Origin of the sequence: Pseudomonas capeferrum (assembly GCF_000731675.1) — a bacterium.
Classification (GTDB): Bacteria; Pseudomonadota; Gammaproteobacteria; order Pseudomonadales; family Pseudomonadaceae; genus Aquipseudomonas; species Aquipseudomonas capeferrum.
This window is the reverse complement of the sequence record NZ_JMIT01000004.1, coordinates 1-19,112: the sequence shown is the minus strand read 5'-3', so window position 1 is coordinate 19,112 and position 19,112 is coordinate 1. Positions and strand designations below refer to the sequence as shown.

Sequence of the window (19,112 nt, the reverse complement as noted above, 5' to 3'; positions counted from 1 at the left end):
TGGGTGGAGGTAAGTAACAATTCGGCGTGGCGGTAACAGTTTACGGGATGCGTAATGGGGCCGCTGCGCGCCTTGAAAATAACAAAATGTGCCAGGAGTCGTTCATGAGCTCACAACTACCTTCGCTAGCCTTCGCCGGAATCGGCCTGATGGGCTTGCCCATGTGTCGGCGCCTGCTGGCTGCCGGTTACCCGCTGACGGTGTGGAACCGCAGCCCCGACAAATGCGCCGAGCTGGTAGCAGCTGGCGCGCGACTGGCGGCAACCCCGGCCGAGTTGTGCCGCGACAGCGACATGGTGCTGCTGTGCCTGGCCGATACGGCGGTGGTGCGCGAAGTGGTGTTCGGTGAGCAAGGCATCGCGCAGGGTGGGCGCAGTGGCCAGTTACTGATCGATTTTTCGAGCCTCGAACCGACCGCCACCCGGGAGATGGCCGCTGCGCTCGCGGCCTTGTCTGGCATGGCTTGGCTGGATGCCCCGGTGTCCGGTGGCACGCCGGGCGCCGAGGCCGGCACCTTGGCCATCATGGTCGGTGGCGAGGCCGCCGACTTGCAGCGTGCACTCCCCGTACTGCAGGCCCTTGGCCAGCGAGTGACGCACATGGGCGCCGTTGGCGCCGGCCAGGTGACCAAGGCCTGCAACCAGATGATCGTGGCCTGCAATGCCTTGGTGATCGCCGAAGTGGTGGCATTGGCCGAGCAGTCAGGCGTGGACGCGACACTGATCGCCGAGGCCTTGGCGGGCGGCTTTGCCGATTCGAAACCGCTGCAGATCCTTGCCCCGCAAATGGCCGAGAGCCGCTTCGAGCCGATCAAGTGGCATGTGCGGACGTTACTCAAAGACCTCGACAGCGCAGTCAAATTCTCTCGCGAGCAGGGCTCGGCGACACCGCTCAGTGGCCTCGCCGCGCAATTGATGCGCCTGCACGGTAGCCAGGGCTATCTGCAAAAAGATCCGGCGACCCTGGTAGCGCTGTATCGCAGTAAGGGCTGAGCAGGCCATTGCGCCGTTGCAGCAGCTCCAGGATCGGCCGCAATTCGCCCAGCGGCACCGGGCGGCTGAGCAAGTAGCCCTGCAGGTAGTCGCAGCCGTGGGTTTCGAGGAATTCCAGCTGTTCGACGGTTTCTACGCCCTCGCTGACCACCTGCAGGTGCAGGGTGTGGGCCATGACGATGATGGCCTGGACGATCTCGCGGTCTTTCTGGCTGCCTGGCACATCCTGCAGGAAGGTTCTGTCGATCTTCAGGATGTCCAGCGGCAAGCGTTTGAGGTAGGCCAGCGACGAGTAACCGGTACCGAAGTCATCGATCGACAGGGCCACGCCCTGGGCGCACACGCGCTTGAGCAGGCTGACAGTGCGCTGGATGTCCCCCATCAATGCGTTTTCGGTGATTTCCAGCTCCAGGTGGCGGGGCGCCAGGGCTGAGTGAAACAACGCTTTCTCCACCTCGCTGGCCAGTTCATCGTGACTGAGCGTGACTGCCGAGCAGTTCACCGTGACCTTGAGGTCGCCATAACCGTGGCGGTGCAGTTGCGCCAGGTCGGCACAGGCGTGGCGCAGCACCCACAGGTCGAGGTCGATGATCAAACCATTGGCTTCGGCGATGCCGATGAAACGGTCGGGCCCGAGCAGGCCGTGTTGTGGGTGCTGCCAGCGCACCAGGGCTTCGAGCTTGGCCACCTGGCCATTGTGCAGGTCGAAGATCGGCTGGTAATGCACGCACAGCCCGCGTTCTTCCAGCAGCGCGATGCGCAGTTCCTCTTCCAGCTGCAGGGCAAGCGTGGCCCGGGTTTTAAGGCTGTCGTTGAAGAAGGTCAGGCTGTTGCGCCCGTTGCCCTTGGACTGATACAGGGCAAGGTCGGCGTGCTTGAGCAACTCTTCGGCGGTGTTGCCATCGTCGGGGAAAATGCTGATACCGATACTGGTGGTCATGACCATGCGCCGGCCACCCAGGTCGATGGGGTCCTTCATTCGCTGCATGATGCGCTGCGCCAGGTGGCGTGCTTCATCACGGTTGTTGAGGCTGGTGACCACGCAGAACTCGTCGCCACCAAAGCGCGCCACCAGGTCTTGGCTGCGGGTGGCTGCCTTGATGTGGTTGGCGATCACTTTGAGCAGTTCGTCGCCGGCGGCATGGCCAAGGCTGTCATTGATGCGTTTGAAATGGTCGATGTCGAGAAACATCACCGCCAGGCGGTTGTCATCGGCGTTCTGTTCGGCGAGGCGCTCGGCGAACACTTGATTGAAACCGCGGCGGTTGATCAGGTTGGTCAGGGCGTCGTAGTGCGCAGCCTGTTGCAGCGAGGCTCGCGCCTGGTCCAGTTGGTTGAGCAGCATGCTGACCCGGCGCAGGTCGTGCTCCTTGCTTTGCAGCTTCTTGTCGGCCAAGGCCGCACTGATGCTGGCACCACTGATCAGCAGCGTGATGAATGCAATGGTCAGCCCCAGTTGCAGGCTGTTGTCGGCTGACGGCAGACGCAGCGCAGTGTCGGCGGGGATGACCAAGGTCATGGCCGACATGGCCGTGAAGTGGGTCGCGACGATGCCGCCGGCCATCAGCAGGCTAGCGCCGTACTTCAGGGCCTGGTGCAAGGTGCCGCTACCGTTGCGAAAGCGCCGCGCCAGCAGCAGCGCTGCGAGGCTGGTGAGCAGGGCGATGGCCATGGAGGTCAGTAGCAGCCCGGTCTGGTAGTACTGTTGAGCGCCGGTCTCGAGGGCGGCCATGCCGACAAAATGCATGAAGATGATGCCGGCTGCGATGAGTACTGCACGCTTCAGATAATGATACGGGCGCATGTGCCTACGGTTGATGCTGTTCATGCCCACCCAGGCGACGATCAGGGCAATGAGCAGCGACAGCACGGTCAGCGACACATCGTAGTGAACTTCGAGCGGGGCCTGAAAGGCCAGCATGCTGATGAAGTGCATGGCCCAGATACCGCCGGCGAGGCAGCAGGCGCCGAGCATGCGCCATTGGCGTTGCGCCGTGGCCTGTTCGCTATGGGACTGGCGCTCGGCCATGTCCAGGGTCGCAAAGCACCCCGCGCAGGCCACGGTATAGGCGAGCAGTACCAGGAAGGGTTCATGGCGACAATCGATGACGATTCGTCCGGTTGCCGGAAGATCGGCGAACAGTTGCAGACCCAGCCATTCCATTGCGTGCCTCTTGGTCGAGTTTTCACTCGTCTGCGGTACAACCCTTGGCAGACTGTCCAGAGGCAGTATAGGAAGAGGTAGTTAGCCCTTCCTGAATAATGGCAATTTGATTTCTATGATTTGGTTATGAGGCCAATCGCAGCAAGGCATATAGCCGCTCCCGTTGCAGGAGCAGCCTTGTGTTGCGATGGGCTGCCAAGCAGCCCAACTTGTCGCTCGTATAGTCAGCCAGCCACCAGCACGCGAATGGCTTCCAAGCGCAAGGCAGCTTTGTCCAGCATCGCCAGGCCTTCTTCACGCTGCTTGCGCAAGGCGTCGATTTCGCTGTCGCGTACGCTCGGGTTGACCGCCTTGAGCGCGGTCAGGCGGGCCAGTTCTTCGTCCGCTTCGGCAGCCAGGCGGCGCTGGGCTTCGGCCACACGCTCGACGTGGGTCGGCATGATCTTGGCCTCACCGCCACTGATGCGCTGGGCCAGTACATCCCGCTGGGCCTGGATGAACTTGTTGGCGCTGGCGCGCGGAACGCTTTCGAGCTGGTCGTTGAGCGTTTCGAAGGCCACGCGCGACGCCAGGTCGTTGCCATTGGTGTCGAGCAGGCATCGCAGGGCTGCCGGGGGCAGGTAGCGACCAAGTTGCAGGCTGCGTGGCGCCACCACCTCGCTGACGAACAGCAGTTCGAGCAGCACGGTGCCAGGCTTGAGGGCCTTGTTCTTGATCAGCGCGACGGCGGTGTTGCCCATCGAGCCGGACAGCACCAGGTCCATGCCACCTTGAACCATCGGGTGTTCCCAGGTCAGGAACTGCATGTCTTCGCGGGACAATGCCTGGGTACGGTCGTAGGTGATGGTCACGCCTTCGTCGTCACCCAGCGGGAAACTGGCGTCGAGCATCTTCTCACTCGGCTTGAGGATCAGGGCGTTTTCCGAATGGTCTTCGCTGTCGATGCCGAACGCGTCGAACAGGGTCTCCATGTAGATCGGCAGGGCGAACTGGTCGTCCTGTTCGAGAATCGCCTCCACCAGTGCCTGGCCTTCGCCGGCCCCGCCGGAGTTGAGCTCCAGCAGCCGGTCGCGGCCGCTGTGCAGCTCGGCCTCCAGGCGCTCGCGCTCGTTGCGGGCATCGGCCATCAGGGCATCCCAGGCTTTGCTGTCACCGCTTTCAAGAAGCGGCAGCAGGCGCGGGCCGAACTGATGCTGCAGGGCATTGCCGGTCGGGCAGGTGTTGAGGAAGGCGTTGAGCGCTTCGTGGTACCACTGGAACAGGCGCTGTTGCGGGCTGTCCTGCAGGTAGGGCACGTGCAGCTGGATGGTGTGCTTCTGGCCGATTCGGTCGAGACGGCCGATACGCTGTTCGAGTAGGTCAGGGTGGGCCGGCAGGTCGAACATCACCAGGTGATGAGAGAACTGGAAGTTGCGGCCTTCGCTGCCGATCTCGGAACAGATCAGCACCTGGGCGCCGAATTCCTCGTCCGCGAAATAGGCGGCGGCGCGGTCACGCTCCAGAATGCTCATGCCTTCATGGAAGACCGAAGCGGGGATGCCGGAGCGCACGCGCAGGGCGTCTTCCAGGTCCATGGCGGTTTCGGCATGGGCGCAGATGACCAGCACCTTGGTGCGCTTGAGCATCTTGAGGGTATCGATCAGCCAGTCGACCCGAGGGTCGAAACGCCACCAGCGTTCGTCGTCAGTGGTGTCGCCGTGTGCCTGGAAGGCGACTTCCGGGTACAGCTCGGCCTTTTCGCCAGGCGGCAGGTCGCGGTACTGCTCGGGCATGGCCACCGGGTAGGCATGCAGCTGGCGCTCGGGGAAACCCTGGACCGCAGCACGGGTGTTACGGAACAGCACGCGGCCAGTGCCGTGGCGGTCGAGCAACTCGCGGATCAGGCGCGCGCTGGCCTGGGTATCACCATCGTTGACCGCCGCCAGCAAGGCTTCGCCTTCGGCGCCGAGGAAGCCATGGATGGTGGCGTGGGCCTTGGGCGAAAGACGGCCTTCATCCAGCAGCTCCTGCACGGCTTCGGCCACCGGGCGATAGTGCTCGCTCTCGGCGCGGAAGGCCGCCAGGTCATGGAAGCGGTTGGGGTCGAGCAGACGCAGCCGGGCGAAGTGGCTGTCCTGGCCAAGTTGTTCGGGGGTGGCGGTGAGCAGCAACACGCCAGGGATGACCTGTGCCAGTTGCTCGACCAAGCCGTACTCCGCGCTGACCTGGTCTTCATGCCAGACCAGGTGATGGGCTTCATCGACCACCATCAGGTCCCAGCCCGCAGCAAACAGCGCATCCTGGGCCTTCTCGTCGTCGACCAGCCATTCCAGGGCGACCAACGCGAGTTGGGCGTCTTCGAACGGGTTGCTGGCGTCGCTCTCGATGAAGCGTTCGGCGTCGAACAGCGCCACCTGCAGGTTGAAGCGCCGGCGCATTTCCACCAGCCATTGGTGCTGGAGGTTTTCCGGGACCAGGATCAGTACGCGGCTGGCGCGCCCGGTCAGCAGCTGGCGATGGATGACCAGGCCGGCCTCGATGGTCTTGCCCAGGCCGACTTCGTCCGCCAGCAGAACCCGTGGCGCGCTGCGGTCTGCGACTTCGCGGGCGATGTGCAACTGGTGAGCGATCGGTTGCGCGCGGCAGCCACCCAGGCCCCAGAGCGACGATTGCATCTGTTTGCTGGTGTGATGCAGGGTGTTGTAACGCAGGCTGAACCACGACAGCGGGTCGATCTGGCCGGCGAACAGGCGGTCGCTGGCCAGGCGGAATTGAATGAAGTTCGACAGCTGGGTTTCTGGCAGGGTGCGCGGCTGGTTTTGCGCGTCCAGGCCATGGTAGACCAGCAGGCCGTCGACATCGTCGACCTCGCGCACGGTCAGCTTCCAGCCGTCGAAGTGGGTGATCAGGTCACCTGGCGAGAAGCGCACGCGGGTCAGCGGCGCATTGCGCAGGGAATACTGGCGGGTGTCGCCAGTGGCCGGGTAGAGCACGGTCAACAGGCGGCCATCCTGCGCCAGGATGGTACCCAGGCCGAGCTCTGCTTCGCTGTCGCTGATCCAGCGTTGCCCCGGTTGATACTGCTGCGCCATACTGCCTGAACTCCCGCGATGAAAAGCCGGCTATGTTAACGGATCGGCCGGTCAGACCAAAGTGTTGAAGTGCACCGATCGGTGCCAAAGACCAACAGTCTAGCCGTTTCATCGACCAACACCGTCTTGCCGACGAGGGCTGCGCACCGACATGTCCGCCAAGCACCGCTGGTTGAACGCTTCCCTGGCCGTGGGCAGCCTCGTGCTGCTGGCTGCGTGCGAGCAAAAAAACTTCGAGACCTTGCCGGCCATTGCGCCCGAGCAGCTTGAGGCGCTGGGCGTGCAGACGCCGATCAAGAGCGTGCATTTTCGTGACCGCGAGGGTGAAGGCCTGTTGGTGCTCAGCCGCACCGATGGCCAGGCCACCGACGCCGAAAACCAGCAGGAAGTCGACAAGGTGGTGCTCAAGGCCACGCTGTATGGGCGCACGGCAGAACGCGATGCGTTCAAGGCACGCTGGCAGGTCGAACAGGAAACCACCTGCCCAGGCTTGGACCTGGATGTCGACTTCTATACCGATGTCAGCGATGTCAGTGACCTGAACAAGGACGGGGTCGCCGAACTGACGGTAGCTAGCCATGCCTTCTGCGGCGGGGGGATCGACCCGCACGATATCGCCATCGAGATGCGCGAAGGGCAGGCCAGTTACACCATTACCGGGGAGTCGCTGATCACGCCCGCCGGCGAAGACCCGATAGGCGGAGAACGCGAGGACAGCGCCTCGCTCAAGGCCGCGCCGCAGGTACTGCGCGACCACATGGACGCGGTCTGGCAACAGGTCTACAAGCGGCCCTGGAGTGAGGCCAGCCCGCCGAGTGACGACGACCCTGACGACGAAACCGAGTAAGCGTTGTCTGTATTCAAGGTAGGTGACCAGCCGCCGATACAGGGGTAATAGGAGACTTTCCATGTTGCCGCCGATCATTCCGCTCAGTGCAGCACCGGTAACCTCGCAACAGGACCCGGTCAAGCCAACCCCCGACATCAAGCCGGTGGTTCCCACGCAGCCTTCGTCCGGTGAAAGCGCGATCGACCTCAAGCAGCAGCGCGACCCGCAAGAGCAGGCCTTGCTGCTGCGTGATGAACAACGACGGCAACAGCAGCGTCGGCAAAAAAACGACGGCGAGCGCTACAGCGCGCTACCCGGCGATGAGGTCAACGCCGACAATACCGTACCGGTGGCACCGCTGATGGGCGAGCGCCCGCGTCAGGGGCTGCTGGTCGACATCGAAGTCTGACGCGGGGCTGGTCAGCGTCCGCGCCTGGCTTCATCATGCAAGCCTCAGTTGATCGTCGAGCCCACCCATGAGCCAAGACAACCTCATCGATTTCGATGCCGAACGTGCCAAGCGCGTCCACGACCTCAAGGAAAAGCGCCTCAACGAAGTGCGCCAGGCCTTCGAGCAGGCCATGCCCTTGAGCGCAGCCAAGAAAAAGAAACCCAAGGGCAAGCCCAAGAAGCGCTGAAACTTGACGCAGGTCAAACCTGCGCCCGCCTCGCGTGCCCGGTCTCGGGCACCATTGACCCCGATCAATTTTCTGTGCCCCCACATTCGTTACCTTGCATCCATCGGACAACGGCAAACGAAGAGGGAGGCCGACATGTTCTTCGACAACGTGGTTATCGCAGGTGTGGTAACGGTCGGGTTGATGGTCGCGTTCTTTGCCGGTCTGGGCATTTTCATCTGGAAGGACTCGAACAAGCGCAAGCCGCGCTGACCTTCTGGGTTCACGAGCACGCAAGGCATTTAGGGCGACTTCGGTCGCCCATTTTTTTTGCCTGGAAAATGCCACGCAGCACAGCCCTTAAAATATGATTAGCTAGCTAATTAATCGTTTGCGCATTATCCTTCTCTACATTGTCTATCGTTTACCTGAACATCCCGCAAGGTCCGCCTCGTGCCCATCACTCTCCAGGCCCTGTTCGCACCCAGCAGCCTCGCCCTGAAGTTCGCCATCAAGACCGTGCTTGGCGGTGGCCTGGCGCTATGGCTGGCGATGCGTTGGGGGCTGGAGCAGCCTTCATGGGCACTGATGACCGCCTTTATCGTGGCCCAGCCGCTGTCGGGCATGGTGGTGCAAAAGGGCCTTGCACGTCTGGCCGGGACGTTGGTCGGCACCTTCATGTCGGTGCTGTTCATCGGCCTGTTCGCCCAGACGCCAGGCCTGTTTTTGATCACCCTGGCGCTGTGGCTGGCCCTGTGCACGGCGGCTTCGACCCAGCTGCGCAGTGCCTGGGCTTACGCCTTCGTGCTGGCCGGCTACACCGCAGCGATCATCGCCTTGCCGGCGATCGACCACCCGTTGCAGGTGTTCGATCAGGCTGTGGCCCGCTGCACCGAGATCTGCCTGGGGATTTTTTGCGCCACTGCCACCAGCGCCCTCATCTGGCCCATGCGCGTGGAACAGCAATTGAGCGGGCAGGCCCGGCAGGCTTGGCACAATGGCCTGCAGGCAGCCAGCGCCATGCTCGGCGGCGAAGATGACGCGCGCAAAGGGTTGCTGGAAAGCCTGGGGCGTATCGTTGCCATCGACAGCCAGCGCGAACATGCCTGGTTCGAAGGCAACCGCGGGCGCCAGCGCGCCCGCGCCATCCGTGGCCTGAGCCAGAAGTTGATGGTACTGCTGCGTATCTCCCGCTCGGTGCGCCGGCAGTGGCGCCAGCTTGATGAGCGCGAAACTCGGCACCTGGCGCCCTGGTTGGAAGCGTTGCGCGCGCAGTTGGGCAACCCCGATCAACCGAGCCTGTTGCTGTTGCGTCAGCGCATCTGGGATGCCGCCCATGACGAGCAGATCAGCTCTGCAGAACATTACTGCCTGGCACGCATGGCGCTGTTGCTGGATTACGCCATGGCCGCGACCCAGGCGCTGGACGACGTCGAAGCGGGCAGGGCGCCCAAGGATGTGCCCCAGGGCCTGGCCGCGCACCGCGATTGGTCGCTGGCCCTGTTGTTCGGTTCACGCAGCGCGTTGGCGTTTCTGGTGATGAGTGGTTTCTGGCTGGCAACAGCCTGGCCATCGGCGCCGGGTGGGCTGGTATTGACCTGTGTGGTCTGCAGCCTGTTCGCCAGCCGCGAAAACGGCGCCCAGATCGGCCTCAGTTTCTTGCGTGGCATCTTTTTGGCGATCCCGGCGGCATTCTTGGTCGGGCAAATTTTGCTGCCCCAATGGAGCAGCTTCGCCATGCTCTGCCTGGGCATGGGCGTGCCGCTGTTTCTGGGCGCGCTGGGCATGGCCCACCCGCGTACCGGCGCTACCGCCACCTCCTATTGCCTGCACTTCATTGTTCTGGTTTCGCCGCTCAATGCCATGCAATTTGGCGTGGCCAGCATGCTCAACAGTGCGTTGGCCATGCTGGTGGGTGTGTCTGCGGCGGTCATGGCGTTCCGTTTGCTGGTGTTTCGCCACCCGGCGTGGCTTGGCCGGCGTCTGCGGGCAGCGACCCAGCACGACCTGGTGCGCCTGACCCGGCGCGACCTGCGTGGCGCCGACAGCTGGTTTGGCGGGCGTATGGCCGACCGCCTCATGCAGCTGGCGCGGCATGCCAGCGAGTTGCCTGAAAGCGAGCGCAAGCGCTGGGACGATGGCCTGCATGGCCTGGACATCGGCGACGAACTGGTGCACCTGCGCATGTGCCTGGCGGTGGCCCAGGCGCCGTTGGGCCGGGCCGAACGCGAGTACCTGCAACAGGTAGAGGCCGTGCTGGCCAAAGGGCCTGCGCCCGGGCGCGGGCAGCGTCTGGACAACGCCAGCGCGCAATTCATCGAAGCGTTGCGCCGGCTGCCTGCGAGCGATCCGCTGCGCCTGGCCGAAGGCGCGGTACTGCAGTTGCAGAAGAGCTGGGGCAAGTGGTGCCGCTGGCAGGAGGACGTGCATGGGGTTGCGTGAATGGGCGCTGGGCGGCGTGCTGTTGAGCCCGTTTCTGGTTTATGTGCTGCTGGCGCTGGTGTGCACCGGGCTGCTGCGCTTGTTGGTACAGGCCACGCCGTTGGGCCGCTGGATCTGGCATGAAGCACTGTTCGACGCGGCATTGTTTGTGTGCCTGTTGTACCTGGTAGTGCGCGTGCTGGGCGCTGCATAAGGGTTTTTGTCAGGGTTCAAGTAAGGAGTGATTCGATGCGTACCGTCGTACGTACCTTGGTGACACTGTGTGTGGTGGCCCTGGCCCTGTTGGCAGGCTACCAGCTGTGGCAGTACTACATGCTCACCCCCTGGACCCGCGATGCGCGTGTGCGCGCCGACGTGGTGGTGATCGCGCCGGACGTGTCCGGCTGGGAGCGCGAGCTGAAGGTGCATGACAACCAGCAGGTGAACGCGGGTGATCTGCTCATGAGCATCGACAGCGAGCGCTTTCAGGCAGCATTTGACCAGGCCAGCGCCGTGACCGAGACCCGCGCGCAGCAACTGCGCCTGCGCGAGCGCGAAGCGGCGCGGCGTACTGCCTTGGGGCCGGAGGCGATCAGTGCCGAGCTGCGGGAAAACGCCCAGATCAATGCCGCCATCGCCCGTGGCGAACTGCATGAGGCCCAAGCGCAATTGCAGGTGGCCAAAATCAACCTGGCGCGCAGTGAAGTGCGCGCGCCGCGCAGCGGGCACATCACCAACCTGCGCTTGGCCCAGGGCAACTACGTGAACACCGGTGAGTCGGTCATGGCCCTGGTGGATGACTCTACCTTCTATATCCAGGCTTACTTCGAAGAAACCAAGCTACCGCGCATCCGTGTGGGTGACCGAGTGAAGGTGTGGCTGATGGGGGCGGGCGAGGCGATGCAAGGGCATGTGCAGAGCATCAGCCGCGGTATCACCGACCGCAACAGCAACCCCGACAGCCAGCTGCTGCCGGAAGTCGAGCCCACCTTCAACTGGGTGCGGTTGGCGCAGCGGATACCGGTACGGATCCGCCTCGACCAGATCCCGCAAGGGGTGAACCTCAGTGCTGGCATGACCGCCAGCGTGCAAGTGCATGAAGACCGCGTTCAACAGTGATCGCCCTGGCACGTGCCACGGCGGGTGCAGGCCTTCATGTACTGGCTGGCGGTGCTGCTGGCGCCCCAGGTTGACCCAGCGGCAGACGGAAGCTGAACAAGGTACCGTTGTGTTCGTTGGAGAGCACCTCCATGCGCCCACCATGTGCCAGCGCGATCTGGTTGGCGATGTACAGCCCGAGCCCAAGCCCTTGCTGCGGTACCTGTGACAACGGGCGGGAGAAGGGTTGGAACAATTGCGCCAGGGTCTGCACGGCGATGGGGGCGCCGTGGTTGTGCACGCTCAGCACGAACTCACCGGCCTGGAGGGCCGCCTTGACCGCTACCGGCCCTTGCGGGTCGCCGTGGGTCAGGGCATTGGCGATCAGGTTCGAGAGCAGTTGGGTGACCCGTTCGCGATCACAGTACAGCCCGCCGATGTCGCCGATGTCCAGCACGATCCGCCGCTGCGGATGCACCTGTTGCAGTTCCGAGGCGACATGCCGCAGGCCTTCGGCAAGGTCAGGGCAAGCCTGCAGGTTCAAGGGGATGCCGGCACCGAGGCGGCCGCGGGCAAAGTCCAGCACATCGCGCACCAGCTGCGAGGCACGCCTGCCGCAGGTGAGGATGTGCTGGGCGATAGTGCGCTGCTGGTCGTCCTGCAGGCGCTGGGTGAGCAGCTCGGCACCGGCGGTGATGGCGAACAGCGGGTTGCGCAGGTCATGGCCGAGCACGGCAATGAACTGTTCGCGCACTTCGGCCATGGCCCGCTCCTTGCGCAGGGCCTGTTCGGTGCGCTGGGCGCCTTCCTCGCTTTCGATCTGGATGGCCAGCAGCCGGGCGAAGGATTCCATCATCGGCTGGATGGCACTGCCTTTAAGCGCTGCGGGTAAAGGGTCGAGGGCGCAGATGGTGCCGAAGAAGCGGCCATCGGTCCGGAACACCGGCACTGAAATGTAGCTTTCGAAGCGATAGAGCTGAGGCGTGTGGTGCCGGCAGTACTGCTCGTCTTCGCTGGCCTTGTCGATCACGATGGTTTGGTGCGTGCTGCGGATTTCGTGGCACAGCGTGGTGGCGACATCGAGCTCACCGCCCGCGGTCAGGCCAAAACCCAGGGTGTCGAGCACAGCACATGCCGTCCAGTTGCTATCGGTTACCCGGGCCACGGCGGCGAAGCGCATGCCCGTTGTTTCGCAGATCACCTGGAGGATGGCGGGCACAGCATTGATGCGGCCGATCGTGGCAATGTCGGCATGGATGGCGTCGGTCATTAACAGTCCCAGTGTTGGCGACGAAGGGGGTTCAGGACCATTCTAGCGGGCCTTTGGCAGGATGATGAAAAACCTTGGCGAATGCTCTACCACTTGCGTTAGGCTGGCCTTTGCGAGTCGCCCGGCAGAGGCGACGGTTTGCAGCCCGGCGTGCGTCACTTCCTTTCATTGCGAGGTTACGTCATGGCCATCACTTCCCAGGACATCTGCAACGCCGCAGAGCAGCTCAACGGTTTCGTCGGCTTTCATGGCAAGCGCGGCGTTCATATCGTGCGTTTTTCCGAGGACGCGTTCGGCATGGACGTGGCCGACGACAGTATCACCCCCTGTAACGAATTCGTCTGGCGACCCGAGCAAGGGCCGCGCATGGCCTTGTGCCGGTCGCGCCTGGCACTGTTGCTGGAGCAGCATGTGGACGACCGCCTGAACATCGGCGAGCCCTTGCGGACCTACTTGCGGCGCAGCGATTTGCCGGAGATCGTGGCCGAACGCAATAAACGCTGATGGCCCCTGTGTAGGAACATCCGTGCACCGCGAATAGGTTGTTCCTACAACAGATGGTGTGCCGAGCCTTCGGGGGCCTGTCGCAGCAGCGCCTCAAGGCTTTCTTTCGTCAAAGGTCGGCTCAGGAAGTAACCCTGCACTTCATGGCAGCGGTCCTTCTCCAGCGTCCTGAGCTGTTGTTCACTCTCCACGCCCTCGGCGGTCACCGTCAGCCCCATGGCTTCGCCCAGGTTGATGATTGCCTGGACCACAGCGCGATCATTGCCACTGGTGTTGTTCAGGCCGGCGATGAAGCGTTTGTCGATCTTTATGCTGTCGAACGGGTAGGTGCGCAGATAGCCCAGCGACGAGTAACCGGTGCCAAAGTCGTCCATGTTCAGGCGCACGCCAAGCTCCTTGAGTGACAGCATGGTGCTGAGTGCGCCTTCGATGTCGTTGAGCATCACGTTCTCGGTGATCTCCAGCTCCAGGCGCTGGGCGGGTAGCGCGGTTTCCAGCAGGATGTCGCGCACATCGGCCACCACATCGCTGCGCAAGAACTGGGCGGGCGACAGGTTCACCGAAATCAACAGGTCTGCCGGCCAGTCGTGGGCCGTGCGGCAGGCTTCGCGCAGTACCCAACGGCCCAGCGCAACAATGATGTCGCTCTGCTCGGCCAGCGGGATGAAGGTGTCTGGCCCCAGCAGCCCTTCGTGCGGGTGCTGCCAGCGCAGCAGGGCTTCGACCGCGACGATGCGCAGGTCGCCCAGGCGATAGCGCGGTTGGTAGTGCAGCTCGAACTCCTGGTTCTGCAGGGCACGGCGCAAATCGTTTTCCAGTTGGCGGCGGTACTGGATCTGCTGGTTCATTTCGGCGGCGAAATAGCGCCAGGTGCTCTTGCCATCTGCCTTGGCCTGGTACAGCGCGAGGTCGGCGCAGCGGATCAGCTCGCCGGCATCGAAGCCCAGGGTGCGGCTTTGCGCGACGCCGATGCTGGCGCCAATGTGCAGAGGCTGGTTGTCAAACACGATAGGTTGCTGCAACAGGCTGATCAGGCGCGCGCAGAAGCGATCAACCTCGCTGCGGTTATCCATGCCAGTCAGAACCAGGATGAACTCGTCACCCCCCAGGCGTGCGACCAGGTCGACATCGCGGGTGGTGTCGCGCAGGCGTGTCGCCACCTCTTGCAGCACGGCGTCACCGGCGGCGTGGCCGAGGGAATCGTTGATCGGCTTGAAGTTGTCCAGGTCCAGCAGCAGTAAAGTGAGTGGCGGCGAGTCGCTGCCGCGCAGCAATACCTGTTCGAGATGCCGGGCGAGTTTGTTGCGGTTGGCCAGCCCGGTCAGCGGGTCGTGCAGCGAGAGGTGCTGGATGCGCGCATGGGCGTCGACCTCGTCCGTGATGTCGCTGGCGGTACCGCGAAAGCCGGTAGGCTTGCCGTCGTACCAGATCGCTCGCGCCGAGATGCGGCAGTAGCGGTTCTGCCCGTTGTGGTCACGGTAGGTGCAGCGCAAGTTTGCCAACTGCTGGGGGTCGGCGGCGGCCAATGCGTCGAGCCAAGGCGACAGCGGCGTGGTATCGCAGGCCAGCAGCTGGTTGACCGGCTGGCCCAGCCAGTCGTCAACCGGGTAGCCGGTGACGCTGACGAAACGTTGGGAAAGATAGGTCAGGCGTTGTTGCCGGTCGGTTTCCCAGATCCAGTCGGAAGCGGCTTCGGCCACGGCGCGAAAACGCTGCTCGCTGGCCTCCAGGGCCTGGTTGCTCTGTTGCAGGCGCTTGAGGCTGAGGTCGATGGCGCGGGAGCTGCGCAGGGCATGGCGGAACAGGTAGAGCATCACCAGGCCCAGTATCAACAGGGCGCAGAGCAGCGCAGGCAACATCGCCCACAGCAATTGCTGCCCCGGCAGCGGGCTGGTCCAGGCCAGGTGGTAGCCGGTATCGCCCAGCTCGATGCGCTGATGGCCATGCTCACCTGTGCCGTGTTTCTCGATATGCATACCCGCCAGGCCCGCACCGGTGCCCAGGCGTGCGAGCTTGTCCTCGGTCAACTGGTCGACGAACAGCATGACGGGCGCCTGGCTCACTTCGCTGGCCGACACGTCTTTGTCGGGGCGTACGGCGGCCGCGCTGAGCACTGCAGGCCAGCCGTTGAACAGCACGAACCGGGTAATTTGTTCGCGAGCGCTGGCGGCCGCCCGCGCTTGGCTGATGATCGGTTGCAGGGGCGCTTCTATATAGGTACTGGCTTGCGCCACGCTGGGCTTGCCTTTGAACAGGGCGTAGGTGGTGCGCTGGTCGTCCACCACGAATATACCTTCATAGCCACTGGCGCTGTACAGCGATTCGCCGACGTTCTTCTCCTCGTAGGCCCATTGCCAGTCGGCCTTGCCGGCCAGGTGCTCGAAGGCCGCATCCCACACGGCATAGCTGGACAGAAACTGGCGTGAGGCGAGCAACCGTTGTTCGAGGGCCTGGGTGGCATGGAAGGCGCTGCGTTGCTGCTCTTGGCGATCGAGGGTGGCAGCAATATTGAGCAAAGCGCCCAAGGTGACCAGGCAGGCCAAGGCGAAAACCGCGCAAAAGCCTGCAATCAAGCGGCGGACTTGGAAATGTGGGGTGGCAAGGGTGGGTGGAAGGTCGGCGTTCCTGGCCATGCGCGAGCGACTCCTTCAAGAACAGCAGCCTCCCGCAGGGCAATCAGGAAGGAGGTTCAGTCAGGATAGGCCAGCCTGAGCCCGGCGGCCTCGCTTTGCGCGAAATTGACCTGGTCACGACCAGCGTGCTTGGCGGTGTACAAGGCCTTGTCAGCCTGTTCGAGCCAGTGCTCGGGCGATTCAAGGTCTGCATGAAACGCGGACAAGCCAATGCTGAGGCTGATGCGCAAATGCGGCAGCTGCGGATTGCGATAGTTCGCCACCCGCTCGCGCAAGCGCTCCATGGCCTGGCAGGCCTGCGCCTCGTGGGTGTCTGGCAGGATCACGCAGAATTCGTCGCCGCCATAGCGTCCGGCCTGGTCGACGTCACGCAGGTTGCGTTTGAGCTCTTCGCTCATCTGCCTAAGCACGCAATCGCCGACCACGTGGCCAAAGGTGTCGTTGATGGTCTTGAAGTGGTCGATGTCGATGAGGGCGATCACCGCATGCTGCTGTTGTTGCTGGCAGGTCTGGAACCTGACCTGTAGCAGGTCTTTCCAGGCCCCGTGGTTGAGCAAACCGGTCAGGCTGTCGGTAAGGCTCAGCGCACTGAGGCGGCGTTTGTGCTCGGCCAGCTTGATTGCCAGTTGGTAGCAGACCCAGCCAAGGGCCAAGGGGTAGAGCGTTAACATTGGCAGGCACGCGTAAACCTGCAGTGGTGTGGCATTGAGTTGTAGCCCGGGGCCGAACACCAGCGTGGCCAGGAGCATACCGGCGAGCTGTGCCAGCACACCGCGTACGAGCAGGCGCTTGCCACCTGCGGCGACGTTGTTCATGGTCATCATCGACAGAACGGTGACGCTGGGCAGTGGGTTGAACTGCATGGTGGCAGTCCAGAAGCCCCCCATCAGCGAGTCCAGCAGCAAGTTGCGTTGCTCTGCCTGGTAAGGCGTTGCCGAGCGGATTGCCCAGAGGTAGGCGGCATGTGGCCAGAAAAGTCCATTGAACAGTAACAGCAGCCACGCCCACATGGGCGGGGATAGCGGCGCCACGGCTGCCATTACACTGAACAGACCGATGCCCATACCGATGATGCGCGGCAGGTAGATGCGCTTGACGAAAGAAAGTCCCTTGCCGCTGCGTTTGTCCATCATGGTTATCATTCTTCTGCCAAGGCGCCGTTTATCGCATAACTCGCGTGAATATTGTTGAACAGTGTTTCATCTATGAAAAATGACCTTACAAGCCAATTCACGGTTGATGCGATCACTGTGGGGTAATATGAAGGCTTTCCTGTTGCTCGGAGTGCTGCTGCTCATGGTCTCCACCGCTAACGCTGCCGGTGAGCCGGCGCCACACTGGGACGGACGGTTCCACAACCAGGCACGCCTGCCGCAGGACGGCGTGATGAAGAAGCTGCGCATTGGCCTCAAGTACCTGTTCTTGCGCAAACCCCCCGAAACCCGCCCCGCCAACCCCATCGCCGTGCAGCCCATGACCCGGCAGCAGGTGCTCGACGCACCTGATCACAGCCTCTGGCGCTTGGGCCATTCCACGGTATTGCTCAAGCTGCGGGGTCGCTTCTTCATCACCGACCCGGTATTTGCCGAGCGCGCCTCCCCGGTGCAGTGGGCAGGGCCGCAACGTTTTCATGCCCCACCACTTGGGCTGGACGAGTTGCCGCCGTTGGCGGCGGTAATTCTGTCCCATGATCACTTCGACCACCTGGACGAGCAGGCGATTCGTCGGCTTGCTCCGCGTACCGGGTTTTTCCTGGCCCCGCTTGGCGTGGGTGACCGGTTGATCGAATGGGGCGTTGCGCCTGACAAGGTACGTCAGCTGGATTGGTGGCAGGAGACCGAGGTTGACGGCGTGCGTTTCGTCGCGACCCCGGCGCAGCATTTTTCTGGGCGTGGTCTGTTCGACAGCAATCAGACCTTGTGGGCCTCGTGGGTGATCATTGATGAACAGCTGAGGGTGTTCTTCAGCGGTGATACCGGGTACTTCGATGGCTTCAGGCAAGTTGGCGAACGCTTCGGGCCTTTCGACCTGACCCTGATCGAAACCGGGGCCTATAACGTCGCCTGGCCGAACGTGCACATGCAGCCAGAACAGAGCCTGCAGGCACACCTGGACCTGCGCGGGCGCTGGTTGCTGCCGATTCACAACGGCACGTTCGACTTGTCCATCCATGGCTGGCAGGAGCCGTTCGAGCGCATTCTGGCGCTGAGTGCGCAAGCGCAGGTGCGGCTAAGTACGCCGCAAATGGGCGAGCGGGTCAGCCTGGACTCGCCCCATGCCGGGCAGAATTGGTGGCAACCAAGGCCTGCGCAAGAGCACAGGCGGACGGCCGAGCGTGCAGTGGCGGTGCGCTAAGGGTCATTTACCAGGGGGTTGCCGACGCGGGGAGGGCGGCGCCTGGTCGTCCAGCAGCCGCGAAGGCGGCTTGCCGCTGTCACTGCGTACTTGCGCATGGCTGATCAGCGCAAAGATGAAGCTGCCACCAATGATGTTGCCGGCCAAGGTCGGCAGGGCGAACTCCATCAAGAAGCTGCGCCAGGTCTCTTCACCGGCCCAGACCAGGTAGGACACCTCGACCGAGCCGACGACGATATGGGTGAAGTCACCCAAGGCCATGAAGTACGTGATCATCAGGATGATCCAGATCTTGGCGTGCTCCATCGACGGAATCATCCAGACCATGGTTGCGATCATCCAGCCCGAGACGATGCCTTTGGCGAACATCTGGCTGATGTCGTTCTTCATTACCTTGCGGCCGACCTCGAGGAAGGCCACGTCGGTCTTGCTGTCGAAGATCGGCAGCTCCAGCATGACCCAGGCCACCAGCAAGGTGCCCGCCAGGTTGCCGAGCAGTACTACGCTCCATAGGCGCAGCAGGCGGCCGAGGTTGGCCAGCGTGGGCGTGGTCATCACCGGCAGCACCGCGGTCAGCGTGTTCTCGGTGAACAGTTGCTGGCGGGCGAGGATTACCGCAAGGAAGCCAGCACTGTAGCCGATGCTTGCGATTACCTGGGCGCTGTCGCCTTCCGGCAGGCGGGCATAGAACAACCCCATGGCCATGAGCGAAAGCCCCATGGACAACCCTGCAGCCAACGCCGACCACCACAGTGCTGCGAGGGTGCGTTCCAGTTCCTGGTCGCCCTGGGCGCGAATGATCTCGTGCAGCACCGCTGCCCGTGGCGGCTGGTTATGGCTTACTTCCTGCTCTTCATCCGCCGACAGGCCAGGCGTTTTCTCGCTTTGCGCATCGCTCATGATTGCCACGCTCCGTGGGGTGTTTATCTACAGATCGGTTGCGCCTTAATTAGTTGCGGGCGGGGGTAAACCGCGATTGGAAAGTTTTTTCAGCTCAAGGTGTTGACTCTGATTTCAAAGCGCGTATTATTCGCCTCCTCGCAGCGATGAACGCTTCGGGGCAAGCGGTAAGATGTTGAAGTTAAAGGCTTTCGAAAGAAAGCAGCAGTTAAAAACTTCAAAATAAACGCTTGACAGCAAATGAGGAAAGCGTAGAAT

General features: G+C 62.9%; 16 protein-coding genes. 10 read left to right on the top strand and 6 right to left on the bottom strand.

Translation table 11 applies throughout. The features are described 5' to 3' along the window. Nucleotides 1-104: 104 nt before the first annotated feature. Entirely contained in the window at nucleotides 105-992 is an 888-nt protein-coding gene (locus PC358_RS27395; RefSeq protein ID WP_077068736.1) for an NAD(P)-dependent oxidoreductase, read from the top strand. On the opposite strand, the gene PC358_RS22185 is transcribed toward PC358_RS27395, so the two are convergent. Beyond that, nucleotides 892-3,156 carry a putative bifunctional diguanylate cyclase/phosphodiesterase gene (locus tag PC358_RS22185; protein ID WP_033702622.1) on the bottom strand — a complete coding sequence of 755 codons (2,265 nt, stop codon included), beginning with the start codon at nucleotides 3,154-3,156 and terminating at the stop codon, nucleotides 892-894. The two genes, PC358_RS27395 and PC358_RS22185, sit on opposite strands and share 101 nt — an antisense overlap. A gap of 224 nt (nucleotides 3,157-3,380) precedes the next feature. Next, nucleotides 3,381-6,227 (bottom strand): RNA polymerase-associated protein RapA, encoded by a 2,847-nt coding sequence (gene rapA / locus PC358_RS22180; protein WP_033702621.1) that lies wholly within the window; start codon nucleotides 6,225-6,227, stop codon nucleotides 3,381-3,383. A 151-nt stretch (nucleotides 6,228-6,378) separates the two neighbouring features. Between rapA and PC358_RS22175 the strand changes: the two genes are divergently transcribed. From PC358_RS22175 to PC358_RS22150, 7 genes are all read left to right on the top strand, one after another. Continuing rightward, nucleotides 6,379-7,074, top strand: a complete 696-nt coding sequence (locus PC358_RS22175; protein ID WP_033702620.1) for a M949_RS01915 family surface polysaccharide biosynthesis protein — start codon at nucleotides 6,379-6,381, stop codon at nucleotides 7,072-7,074. Nucleotides 7,075-7,135: 61 nt separating this feature from the next. Beyond that, nucleotides 7,136-7,465, top strand: a complete 330-nt coding sequence (locus PC358_RS22170; RefSeq protein ID WP_033702619.1) for a hypothetical protein — start codon at nucleotides 7,136-7,138, stop codon at nucleotides 7,463-7,465. Nucleotides 7,466-7,532: 67 nt separating this feature from the next. Further along, complete coding sequence (locus PC358_RS27950; RefSeq protein ID WP_077068735.1) at nucleotides 7,533-7,694, top strand: hypothetical protein; 162 nt, start codon at nucleotides 7,533-7,535, stop codon at nucleotides 7,692-7,694. Nucleotides 7,695-7,829: 135 nt separating this feature from the next. Continuing rightward, on the top strand, nucleotides 7,830-7,946 hold the full coding sequence (gene ccoM, locus PC358_RS28300; RefSeq protein ID WP_003254862.1) for a cytochrome c oxidase subunit CcoM: 117 nt from the start codon (nucleotides 7,830-7,832) through the stop codon (nucleotides 7,944-7,946). A gap of 180 nt (nucleotides 7,947-8,126) precedes the next feature. Continuing rightward, on the top strand, nucleotides 8,127-10,115 hold the full coding sequence (locus PC358_RS22160) for an FUSC family protein (protein WP_033702618.1): 1,989 nt from the start codon (nucleotides 8,127-8,129) through the stop codon (nucleotides 10,113-10,115). Continuing rightward, nucleotides 10,102-10,308 carry a DUF1656 domain-containing protein gene (locus tag PC358_RS22155; protein ID WP_033702617.1) on the top strand — a complete coding sequence of 69 codons (207 nt, stop codon included), beginning with the start codon at nucleotides 10,102-10,104 and terminating at the stop codon, nucleotides 10,306-10,308. Before PC358_RS22160 ends, PC358_RS22155 begins: the two co-directional genes overlap by 14 nt. 35 nt (nucleotides 10,309-10,343) lie before the next feature. Beyond that, nucleotides 10,344-11,213: an efflux RND transporter periplasmic adaptor subunit gene (locus PC358_RS22150; RefSeq protein WP_033702616.1), complete on the top strand. Its 870-nt coding sequence runs from the start codon at nucleotides 10,344-10,346 to the stop codon at nucleotides 11,211-11,213. Between the two features lie 34 nt (nucleotides 11,214-11,247). Here PC358_RS22150 and PC358_RS22145 read toward each other — a convergent pair whose 3' ends face one another. Further along, entirely contained in the window at nucleotides 11,248-12,462 is a 1,215-nt protein-coding gene (locus PC358_RS22145) for a GAF domain-containing sensor histidine kinase (RefSeq protein ID WP_033702614.1), read from the bottom strand. A gap of 183 nt (nucleotides 12,463-12,645) precedes the next feature. Between PC358_RS22145 and PC358_RS22140 the strand changes: the two genes are divergently transcribed. After that, entirely contained in the window at nucleotides 12,646-12,966 is a 321-nt protein-coding gene (locus PC358_RS22140; RefSeq protein ID WP_033702613.1) for a DUF2025 family protein, read from the top strand. Nucleotides 12,967-13,010: 44 nt separating this feature from the next. Here PC358_RS22140 and PC358_RS22135 read toward each other — a convergent pair whose 3' ends face one another. Both PC358_RS22135 and PC358_RS22130 read right to left on the bottom strand, forming a co-directional pair. Then, nucleotides 13,011-15,599 carry a bifunctional diguanylate cyclase/phosphodiesterase gene (locus tag PC358_RS22135; protein WP_033702612.1) on the bottom strand — a complete coding sequence of 863 codons (2,589 nt, stop codon included), beginning with the start codon at nucleotides 15,597-15,599 and terminating at the stop codon, nucleotides 13,011-13,013. Nucleotides 15,600-15,655: 56 nt separating this feature from the next. Next, nucleotides 15,656-16,729: a diguanylate cyclase gene (locus PC358_RS22130; protein WP_033702611.1), complete on the bottom strand. Its 1,074-nt coding sequence runs from the start codon at nucleotides 16,727-16,729 to the stop codon at nucleotides 15,656-15,658. A gap of 130 nt (nucleotides 16,730-16,859) precedes the next feature. Between PC358_RS22130 and PC358_RS22125 the strand changes: the two genes are divergently transcribed. Next, on the top strand, nucleotides 16,860-17,954 hold the full coding sequence (locus tag PC358_RS22125) for an MBL fold metallo-hydrolase (protein ID WP_033702610.1): 1,095 nt from the start codon (nucleotides 16,860-16,862) through the stop codon (nucleotides 17,952-17,954). A 3-nt stretch (nucleotides 17,955-17,957) separates the two neighbouring features. Here the strand turns inward: PC358_RS22125 and PC358_RS22120 are convergent, their stop codons facing one another. Next, entirely contained in the window at nucleotides 17,958-18,854 is an 897-nt protein-coding gene (locus PC358_RS22120; protein ID WP_033702609.1) for a formate/nitrite transporter family protein, read from the bottom strand. Between the last annotated feature and the right edge of the window lie 258 nt (nucleotides 18,855-19,112).